This is a genomic window from Cellulomonas sp. WB94 (genome assembly GCF_003115775.1).
GTDB lineage: Bacteria > Actinomycetota > Actinomycetes > Actinomycetales > Cellulomonadaceae > Cellulomonas_A.
Genome location: NZ_QEES01000005.1, coordinates 252,512 through 262,151 on the forward strand (window position 1 = coordinate 252,512; position 9,640 = coordinate 262,151).

The 9,640-nt window shown below is 72.3% G+C and carries 8 protein-coding genes; 4 read left to right on the plus strand and 4 right to left on the minus strand.

Features of this window, described 5'->3' with window-relative positions:
* Nucleotides 1–205 precede the first annotated feature (205 nt).
* Complete coding sequence (nhaA, locus tag DDP54_RS16585; protein ID WP_109133089.1) at nt 206–1,510, plus strand: Na+/H+ antiporter NhaA; 1,305 nt, start codon at nt 206–208, stop codon at nt 1,508–1,510.
* Nucleotides 1,511–1,530: 20 nt separating this feature from the next.
* Here nhaA and DDP54_RS16590 read toward each other — a convergent pair whose 3' ends face one another.
* The gene (locus tag DDP54_RS16590; protein WP_109133090.1) at nt 1,531–2,151 is read right to left on the minus strand and encodes a methylated-DNA--[protein]-cysteine S-methyltransferase; all 621 of its coding nucleotides are present in this window, start codon (nt 2,149–2,151) and stop codon (nt 1,531–1,533) included.
* A complete protein-coding gene (locus DDP54_RS16595) occupies nt 2,148–2,651 on the minus strand; it encodes an RNA polymerase sigma factor (RefSeq protein ID WP_109133091.1) in 504 nt (167 codons plus the stop codon). The genes DDP54_RS16590 and DDP54_RS16595 overlap by 4 nt, the downstream gene beginning before the upstream one ends.
* Nucleotides 2,652–2,789: 138 nt before the next feature.
* Here DDP54_RS16595 and DDP54_RS16600 point away from each other — a divergent pair, with 138 nt between their 5' ends.
* The 3 genes from DDP54_RS16600 to DDP54_RS16610 all read left to right on the plus strand — a co-directional run bounded on the left by DDP54_RS16600 (nt 2,790) and on the right by DDP54_RS16610 (nt 6,478).
* Nucleotides 2,790–4,316, plus strand: coding sequence for an MmgE/PrpD family protein (locus tag DDP54_RS16600; protein WP_109133092.1), 1,527 nt, complete (start codon nt 2,790–2,792; stop codon nt 4,314–4,316).
* On the plus strand, nt 4,316–5,209 hold the full coding sequence (gene prpB / locus DDP54_RS16605) for a methylisocitrate lyase (protein WP_109133093.1): 894 nt from the start codon (nt 4,316–4,318) through the stop codon (nt 5,207–5,209). Before DDP54_RS16600 ends, prpB begins: the two co-directional genes overlap by 1 nt.
* A gap of 111 nt (nt 5,210–5,320) precedes the next feature.
* Entirely contained in the window at nt 5,321–6,478 is a 1,158-nt protein-coding gene (locus tag DDP54_RS16610) for a bifunctional 2-methylcitrate synthase/citrate synthase (RefSeq protein WP_109133094.1), read from the plus strand.
* Between the two features lie 75 nt (nt 6,479–6,553).
* Here DDP54_RS16610 and pyk read toward each other — a convergent pair whose 3' ends face one another.
* Together pyk and DDP54_RS16620 are read right to left on the minus strand one after the other, a co-directional pair.
* A complete protein-coding gene (pyk, locus tag DDP54_RS16615; protein ID WP_109133095.1) occupies nt 6,554–7,966 on the minus strand; it encodes a pyruvate kinase in 1,413 nt (470 codons plus the stop codon).
* A 109-nt stretch (nt 7,967–8,075) separates the two neighbouring features.
* Nucleotides 8,076–9,548: a glutamate synthase subunit beta gene (locus DDP54_RS16620; RefSeq protein ID WP_109133096.1), complete on the minus strand. Its 1,473-nt coding sequence runs from the start codon at nt 9,546–9,548 to the stop codon at nt 8,076–8,078.
* Between the last annotated feature and the right edge of the window lie 92 nt (nt 9,549–9,640).

A 9,640-nucleotide genomic window follows, 5' to 3' on the forward strand; every position in this document is an offset into this window, starting at 1 on the left:
AACAGGACGTTCGTCCTACCGTGCCACTCTGCTCCCGGCGCGGGTCGGACACCTGGGTCCCGGGCCTCGTGACCATGGTCCTGTGGCTGGTCACGAGGGGTTCGGCGCCCGGCTATGATGGTCCTAGGCGCGCCGGGAAGCCTGGTCGGCATGATTCTGTCGACCCCGAAGGAGCCCCTCCCGTGCGCAGCCCCTCCCCCGTGCCGTGCTCCTCGCCCGAGGGTCGTGGTCGGAGACGGCCCGGGTCTCCGCGATCCTGCGCAAGGAGACGGTCGGCGGCGCGCTGCTGCTCGTGGCGACCGTCGTGGCGCTCGTCTGGGCGAACTCCCCGTTCTCGGACTCCTACGCGACCCTGCGTGACGTCCGGGTCGGGCCGGCTGCCCTCGGGCTCGACCTGACCCTGGGCGGCTGGGCGTCCGACGGTCTGCTGGCGGTCTTCTTCTTCGTCGTCGGGCTCGAGCTGAAGCGCGAGTTCGTCGCGGGCGACCTGCGCGACCCGCGCCGCGCCGCGCTCCCCGTCCTGGCTGCGGTCGGCGGCATGGCCGTCCCTGCCGTCGTCTACGTGCTCGTCAACCTCACCACGGGCGACGGCGCGCTGCGGGGGTGGGCGATCCCCACCGCGACCGACATCGCGTTCGCGCTGGCGGTCCTGGCGGTCGTCGGCACCCACCTGCCCGCGGCCCTGCGCACGTTCCTGCTCACCCTCGCCGTCGTCGACGACCTGCTCGCTGTGACGATCATCGCGGTCTTCTACACGTCGCACGTGTCCGTGCTCGCGCTGCTCGGAGCGCTGGCGGTGCTCGCGCTGTTCTGGGTCGCGGTCCAGCGCCGGATCCGGTCGTGGTGGCTGCTCCTGCCGCTCGCGGTGGCCACCTGGGCGCTCATGCACGCCTCGGGCGTGCACGCCACGGTCGCCGGCGTCCTGCTCGGCTTCGCCGTCCCCGTGGTCCGCAGCCACGCGGCGGGCGGCCCGGAAGCTGGTCCCGGACTCGCTGAGCACTTCGAGCACCGCTTCCGGCCGCTGTCCGCAGGGATCGCGGTCCCGGTGTTCGCGTTCTTCGCGGCCGGCGTCACCGTCGGCGGCACCTCAGGGCTCACGCAGTCGCTGACGGACAGCGTCGCGCTGGGCATCGTCGCCGGTCTCGTGGTCGGCAAGGCCGTCGGGATCCTCGGGACGACCTACCTGGTCGCCCGGTTCACCCGTGCCGATCTCGACGCGAGCCTGGGATGGCTCGACGTCCTGTGCATCGCGACCCTCGGAGGGATCGGGTTCACGGTGTCGCTCCTCATCGGCGACCTCGCGTTCGGGGCGGGCAGCGCGCGTGACGAGCACGTCAAGGTGGCAGTCCTCGCCGCGTCGGTCCTCGCGTCGCTGCTCTCCGCCGCGCTGCTGCGCGCCCGCAACCGGACCTACCGCCGCATCGCGGAGCTCGAGGAGCTCGACGCGGACGCGGACGGCGTGCCCGACGTCTTCGGGCCAGGCCGCGGCCGGTCGGGCGACTCGGCCTGACGACGACAGCCGGCGGTGGCTCAGGCGGCCGACTCGAGCTGCAGGAGGGCGCGCTTGGCGTCCGTCCCGCCGAGGTACTGACCGATCGTGCCGTCCGAGCGCACGACGCGATGGCACGGCACGACGACGGGCAGCGGGTTCGTCGCGCACGCGCTGCCGACCGCCCGGACGGCCCGCGGGCTCCCCGCCGCCACCGCGATCGACGCATAGCTCGCCGTGTGGCCGTACTCGATCTCCCGCAGCTGGCTGAGGACGGTCCGGCGGAACCCGGTCGACAGGCTCAGGTCGAGGGGCAGGTCGAACGCGTGGCGCCGCCCCTCGAAGTACTCGCCGAGCTGACGGGCCGCGTCGTCGAGCCGGGCCGGCGCGCGCAGGATCCGCGGGCTGATGCGTGCCGCGATCGACGCCAGCACCGCGTCATGGTCCTCGGCGGCGAACGCGACCCGCACGAGCCCGAGCTCGGTGGCGACGAGCAGCAGCGCGCCCACCGGCGTGTCGATCGTGCGGTAGGCGACGTCCAGCACCCCGGCATCGTCCGCGGCGGCAACGAGCCGCTCATGCAGCCGGGCGAGGTCCAGATCGGTGGGACCCGCGGTCGCGAGGAGGTCGCGTGCCTCGGGGTCGAGGTCGGTGCTCGTCATGGTTCTCTCCGAGAGGTCGAGGCTGGTGCGGTGGTGCCGTACGTACGGCGGAGGGTCGCGATGCCGTCGGCGCCGGCCCGACGAGCCGCGACGGCGGTCCCGCCGAGCAGGTCGGCGACCTCGGCATAGGGCAAGCCGCCGAGGTGGTGGTAGGCGACCACCTCGCGCTGCTTGGTCGGCAGAGCCGCCAACGCGGCCCACAGGTCGAGGTCGCGCGCGTCGGCTCCGGGCGTGGTGCTCGTCTCGGGCAGGACGTCGACCGGGACCGCGCGACGTGAGGTCGCCCGGACGATGTCGATCGCCTTGCGGTGCGCGATCGTCACGAGCCATGCCTCGACGTTCGCGTCCGGGGCCAGCTCGGGGTAGGCGACGAGCGCCGACAGGAACGTCGCCGACCACGCGTCGTCGGCGTCGACCGGCCCGAGGACGGCCCGGCAGACGCGCAGGACCGTCCCGCCATGGCGGGCGACGACGAGCTCGAAGGGTTCATGCACGGTCACATTGTGCAGACGCTGGGGCCGCGTCGAACGTGAGGTCCGTGTGCGGAGCGCCGCGGGCGCATAGCCTGACCGGGACGAGGAGGTCGAGATGCACGCGACGCAACCAGTCCGACCGCTCGGGCGACCGGAGGTTGTTGCATGAGCGTCCGCCACACCGTGCGGGTCCACCCGAGCGCCGAACTGCTCCCCCGGTCCGCGCAGCTCGCCTGGGCCCTGGCCGAGCTGGCGGCCGACCCGGTCGAGGTCGACCACGACGTGGCCGAGATGATCGTCAACCGCGTCATCGACGACATGGCCGTCGCGGCCGCGTCGCTCCTGCGCGCCCCCGTCGTCGCGGCCCGCGCCCAGGCCCTGACGCACCCGGCCTCCCGGGGTGGGGTCGGCGCGACGGTGGTCGGTCTCGAGCGCAGCGACCGGACGAGTCCCGAGTGGGCGGCGTGGGCCAACGGCGTGGCGGTCCGCGAGCTCGACTTCCACGACACGTTCCTCGCGGCGGAGTACTCCCACCCGGGCGACACCATCCCGCCGATCCTCGCCGTCGCGCAGCATGTGGGGTCGAGCGGGCACGACGTCGTCCGCGCGATCGCGACCGCCTACGAGGTGCAGGTCTCGCTCGTGCGGTCGATCAGCCTGCACGAGCACAAGATCGACCACGTCGCCCACCTCGGCCCGGCCGTCGCCGCGGGGCTCGGCACCCTGCTGCGCCTCGATCCCGCGATCACGTTCCATGCCATCGGGCAGGCGCTGCACACCACCACGGCGACCCGGCAGTCACGCAAGGGCGAGATCTCGACGTGGAAGGCCTACGCCCCCGCGTTCGCCGGCAAGGTCGCGATCGAGGCCGTCGACCGGGCGATGCGCGGTCAGACCTCACCGACCCCGATCTACGAGGGCGAGGACGGGGTCATCGCGTGGCTGCTCGACGGTCCCGAGGCCGCGTACGAGGTGACGCTGCCGGGACCCGGCGAGGCCAAGCGCGCGATCCTCGAGACGTACACCAAGGAGCACTCCGCCGAGTACCAGTCGCAGGCGCTCATCGACCTGGCGCGCCGGCTGCACCGGGAGCACCCCGAGACCGGCGACCCGGCGAGGGTCCGCTCGGTCGTTCTGCACACGTCCCACCACACGCACGTCGTGATCGGCTCGGGCGCCTACGACCCGCAGAAGTACGACCCCACCGCGACGCGTGAGACCCTCGACCACTCGATCCCGTACATCCTTGCGGTCGCCCTGCAGGACGGCGGCTGGCACCACGTCGACTCCTACTCCCCCGCACGCGCCGCCCGGCCCGACACGGTGGCCCTCTGGCACAAGATCACCACGCGCGAGGACGCCGGGTGGACCCGGCGCTACCACGCTGACGACCCGGCCGAGAAGGCGTTCGGCGGGCGGCTCGAGATCACGCTCGACGACGGGAGCGTGATCGTGGAGGAGATCGCCGTGGCGGACGCCCATCCCCTGGGCGCGCGGCCGTTCGCCCGTCCCGAGTACGTCCGCAAGCTCCGGACCCTCGCGGCCGGGGTGCTCGAGGACGCTGAGGTCGACCGGTTCCTCGGAGTGGTGCAGCGGCTCGGAGAGCTCCGGGCCGGCGAGGTGACAGATGTGACGGTGACGGCCCGGCAGGGCCTCCTGGCGGGCGTCACCGCACCGGAAGGACTGTTCTGATGCTCTATGCCACGACCACGGCGTCGGCCAAGCGCCAGACCCTGCGCGCACGCCTCGCGAGCGGGGACCTGCTCCGCCTGCCCGGGGCGTTCAACCCCCTGTCGGCCCGGCTCATCCAGGCCAAGGGGTTCGACGGCGTGTACGTCTCGGGCGCGGTCGTCGCAGCCGACCTGGGCCTGCCCGACATCGGCCTGACGACCGCGACCGAGGTCGCAGCACGCGCCGGGCAGATCGCGCGCATGACCGACCTCCCGACGCTCGTCGACGCCGACACCGGGTTCGGCGAGCCCATGAACGTCGCGCGCACCGTCCAGGCGCTCGAGGACGCCGGCGTGGCCGGCTGCCACATCGAGGACCAGGTCAACCCCAAGCGCTGCGGTCACCTGGACGGCAAGCAGGTCGTCGACCAGCAGGCGGCGCTCCAGCGGATCCGCGCAGCCGTCGAGGGCCGACGCGACCCGGACTTCCTCGTCATGGCGCGCACCGACGTCCGCGCCGTCCGGGGGCTCGACGCGGCGATCGACCGCGCCAAGGCCCTCGTCGACGCCGGTGCCGACGCGATCTTCCCCGAGGCGCTCCTCGGCCCGGCCGAGCTCGAGGCCTTCCGCGCGGCGATCGACGTCCCGCTGCTCGCCAACATGACCGAGTTCGGCAAGGGCGATCTCCTGACCGCCACGCAGCTCGCCGAGCTTGGCTACAACATCGTCATCTACCCGGTCACGCTCCTGCGGCTCGCGATGGGCGCCGCCGAGGCGGGCCTCGACACGATCCTGGCCGAGGGCACGCAGGCATCGCTGCTGGACCGGATGCAGCACAGGTCTGCGCTGTACGACCTCGTCGACTACGCGGGCTATGGACAGTTCGACGCCGGGGTGTTCGACTTCGAGCTCTGAGCCGCAGCACCCGGACCACCGTGCGGACCACCGCAACCCGACCACCGCAACCCGACCACCGCACCGGCCCGCCGCACCGCACCCGTCAACGACGATGGAGGCTTCCCGCTGATGACCACCGACCGCAGCGCTGACGACACCCCGACGACCGACGACCGCCCGACGATCCACAAGGGGCTCGCGGGGGTCGTCGTCGACACGACCACCATCTCGTCGATCGACAAGGCCACCAGCACCCTGCTGTACCGCGGCTACCCCGTGCCGGACCTCGCGGCCCGGTGCCGGTTCGAGCAGGTGGCCTACCTCCTGTGGCACGGCGAGCTGCCGAGCGACGACGAGCTCGAGGACTTCGAGCACACGGAACGGTCCGAGCGCGCGGTGCCGGACCCCGTGATCGCGGCGATCACGGCCATGCCGCGTTCCACCCATCCGATGGACGTGCTGCGCACCGCGGTCAGCGTGACGGGGGCGTTCGACACGGGTTCGAGCGACCTGTCCCGTGAGGGCGAGCTGGCCCGGTCGGTCCGGCTGATGGCCCAGCTGCCCGCGATGGTCGCGTTCGACCAGCGCCGACGACACGGCAAGGAGCTCGTGGCGCCGCGCGACGACCTCGGCTACGCCGACAACTTCCTGAACATGACATTCGGGTCCGTGCCCGACCCTGAGGTCGTGCGGGCGTTCGAGATCTCGATGGTCCTGTACGCCGAGCACTCCTTCAACGCGTCGACCTTCACGGCCCGGGTCATCGCGTCGACCCTGTCGGACCTCTACTCCGCCGTCACGGGCGCGATCGGCGCGCTCAAGGGCCCGCTGCACGGTGGGGCGAACGAGGCCGTCCTGGCCACGCTCCTCGAGATCGGCACGCCCGACCGCGTCGAGCAGTGGCTCACGGACACCCTGGCGCGCAAGGCCAAGGTCATGGGGTTCGGTCACCGCGTCTACCGCCACGGCGACTCCCGGGTGCCGACGATGAAGGCCGCGCTCGACGGCCTCGTCGCGCACTTCGGTCGCCAGGACCTGGCGGAGGTCGCCGACACCCTCGAGGCAGCGATGCGCGCGCACACGGGGATCGAACCGAACCTCGACTACCCCACGGGCCCCGCCTACCACCTCATGGGGTTCGACGCCCCGACGTTCACGCCGCTGTTCGCCGCCAGCCGGGTCGTCGGCTGGACCGCTCACGTGATGGAGCAGCACGCCGCCAACGCGCTCATCCGACCCCTGAGCCAGTACGAGGGCCCGGCGCTGCGGGCAGTCCCCCTCGCCTGACAACGCCGACGGGCCCCGGGGAGTACCCCGGGGCCCGTCGGTCAGGGCGCGTCAGGCGACGCGGCCGTGTGAGTCCTACTCGTCACCGATCTTGTGCACGACGATCGAGTTGGTCGACCCGACGACACCGACCGGTGCGCCGGCGACGACCACGACGTAGTCGCCGACCTCCGCGAGACCGTTCGCACGCAGGGTCTGGTCGACCTGCTTGACCATCTCGTCGGTGCTGGTGATCGTGGGCGTCTTGTACGTCTGGACGCCCCACGTGAGGGAGAGCACGCTGCGCACCGCGGTGAGCGGCGTGAACGCGAGCAGCGGGATCGCCGAGCGCAGCCGCGACATCCGCCGCGCGGAGTCACCGGACTGCGTGAACGTCACGAGGTACTTCACCCCGAGGGTCTCGCCGATCTCGGCAGCAGCGCGAGTGATCGCCCCGCCACGCGTGTGCGGCGTGGAGCCGAGCGGCGCCATCCGCTCACGTCCGAGCTCCTCGGTCACCTCGATGATCCGGGCCATCGTCCGGACGCACTCGATCGGGTAGTCGCCGACGCTCGTCTCGCCCGAGAGCATGACCGCGTCCGCACCGTCGAGGACGGCGTTCGCGCAGTCCGACGTCTCGGCCCGCGTCGGACGCGGGTTCGTGATCATCGACTCGAGCACCTGCGTCGCGACGATGACCGGCTTGGCGTTGCGGCGGGCCAGCTCGACGGCCCGCTTCTGCACGACCGGGACCTGCTCGAGCGGAAGCTCGACCCCGAGGTCGCCACGCGCGACCATGATGCCGTCGAACGCGGCGACGATCTCGGCGAGGTTCTCGACGGCCTGCGGCTTCTCGATCTTCGCGATGACCGGGAGGACCCGGCCCTCTTCCTCCATGATGCGGCGGACGTCGTCGTAGTCGGCCGCGGAGCGGACGAACGACAGCGCGATGATGTCGGCGCCGACGCGGACCGCCCAGCGGAGGTCGGCCTCGTCCTTGTCGCTCATCGCGGGGACCGAGACGGCGACACCCGGCAGGTTCAGACCCTTGTTGTTCGAGACCGGACCGCCGACCTCGACGCGGGTGACGACGCGGGGGCCGTCGACCGCGGTGACCCGCAGGAGGATGCGGCCGTCGTCGATGAGGATCGGGTCGCCGACGCGGGCGTCGTTCGGGAGACCCTTGTGGGTCGTGGAGACGAGCTCCTTGGTGCCGGGGACATCCTCGGTCGTGATGGTGAAGGTGTCGCCGACCGCCAGCTCGTGCTTCTCCTCGACGAACCGGCCGAGGCGGATCTTCGGGCCCTGCAGGTCGACGAGGACGGCGACCGAGCGGCCGGACGCCTGCGACGCGGCGCGGACGTTGTCGTAGACGCGCTGGTGGACCTCGGTGTCGCCGTGGCTGCGGTTCAGCCGGGCGACGTCCATACCGGCGTCGACGAGTGCCTGGATCTGCTCGACGGACTCGGTCGCGGGACCGATGGTGCATACGATCTTTGCTCTGCGCATGGGTGAAGCCTAGGCCTTTCATCGTGGGCGGGTCCTGGATCGAACGTCCCGGCCCGGGGGTCTGAGAACAGGTATCGAGCTCGGTCGGAGGGGTCTGTGGGCGGGTGATCTACGGTCGCAGCGACATCGTGGTGGCCGCCACCGGAGCGGGCAGCTCGGTGCCACCCGTGAGGTAGGTGTCCACCGCGGCCGCAGCTGCCCGGCCCTCGGCGATCGCCCATACGACGAGGGACTGACCGCGACCCGCGTCGCCCGCGACGTAGACACCGGGGACCGAGGTCGCGAAGTCGTCCGCCCGCGCGACAGCACCGCGCGGGCCGAGCTCGACCTCGAGCTGGTCGAGCAGCGGGCCCTGCTCGGGCCCGGTGAAGCCGAGGGCGAGCAGGACGAGCTGGGCCGGGATCTCGTGCTCCGTCCCCGGGACCTGCTCGAACCGGCCGTCGACCATCGCCACCTCGACGAGCTGCAGCGCACGCACGTTGCCGTCGTCGTCGCCACGGAACTCCTGGGTGCTGACCGCGTACAGCCGCTCACCACCCTCCTCGTGGGCGCTCGCGACGCGGTAGAGCATCGGGTACGTCGGCCACGGCTGGGCGTCCGGCCGGGCGGTGGGCGGGTGCGGCATGATCTCCAGCTGGACGACCGACCTCGCGCCCTGCCGCAGGGACGTCCCGAGGCAGTCCGCCCCGGTGTCGCCGCCGCCGATGATGACGACGTCCTTGCCTGCCGCGGTGACCTGCGCCTCGACGACGTCGCCGACGGCGACACGGTTCGCGTCGGGCAGGAAGGCCATCGCCTGGAGGATGCCACCCAGCTCCCGGCCGGGCACGACGAGGTCCCGGGCGGTGGTCGAGCCGACCGCGAGCAGGACGGCGTCGTACCGGTCGCGCAGCTCGCGCCCCGAGATGTCGACACCCACCTCGACGCCGGTCCGGAACACGGTGCCCTCGGCCTCCATCTGGGCGATCCGGCGGTCCACGTGCCGCTTCTCGAGCTTGAACTCGGGGATCCCGTAGCGCAGCAGGCCGCCGACGCGGTCGGCGCGCTCGTAGACCGCCACGGTGTGCCCCGCACGCGTGAGCTGCTGCGCCGCGGCCAGGCCGGCCGGCCCCGAGCCGACCACGGCGACCGTCTGACCCGTCAGCCGGTCGGGGATCAGCGGGACGACGAACCCGCGGGCGAAGGCCTCGTCGACGATCGTGACCTCGACGTTCTTGATGGTCACCGGCGGCTGGTTGATGCCCAGGACGCAGCTCGACTCGCACGGCGCCGGGCAGATCCGCCCGGTGAACTCCGGGAAGTTGTTCGTGGCGTGCAGACGCTCGCTCGCGTCCGCCCACTGCCCACGCCACGCGAGGTCGTTCCAGTCCGGGATGAGGTTGCCCAACGGGCACCCGTTGTGGCAGAACGGCACGCCGCAGTCCATGCAGCGACCCGCCTGCCGCGTGAGGACCTCGAGGTCGCCGGTGTCGCCCGGGCGGTGCGCATGCACCTCGGACCAGTCGAGCAGCCGCACCGCGACGGGGCGGTCCGGTGGCAGCTCGCGCTCACGAACCTTCAGGAATCCGGTCGGGTCAGCCACGTTCTGCCTCCAGGTGCTGGTCCCGGACCGATGTCGCCGCCGGGTCGCCGGTAGCCGCGACGTCGGCATCGACGCGTGCTGCGCGCATGTGC

Excerpts from the sequence above, each read along its gene's own strand:
- prpB (WP_109133093.1), top strand. The coding sequence starts at position 4,316 with ATGCTCTATGCCACGACCACGGCGTCGGCCAAGCGCCAGACCCTGCGC.
- pyk (WP_109133095.1), bottom strand. The coding sequence starts at position 7,966 with ATGCGCAGAGCAAAGATCGTATGCACCATCGGTCCCGCGACCGAGTCC.
- DDP54_RS16590 (WP_109133090.1), bottom strand. The coding sequence starts at position 2,151 with ATGACGAGCACCGACCTCGACCCCGAGGCACGCGACCTCCTCGCGACC.
- DDP54_RS16610 (WP_109133094.1), top strand. The coding sequence starts at position 5,321 with ATGACCACCGACCGCAGCGCTGACGACACCCCGACGACCGACGACCGC.
- DDP54_RS16600 (WP_109133092.1), top strand. The coding sequence starts at position 2,790 with ATGAGCGTCCGCCACACCGTGCGGGTCCACCCGAGCGCCGAACTGCTC.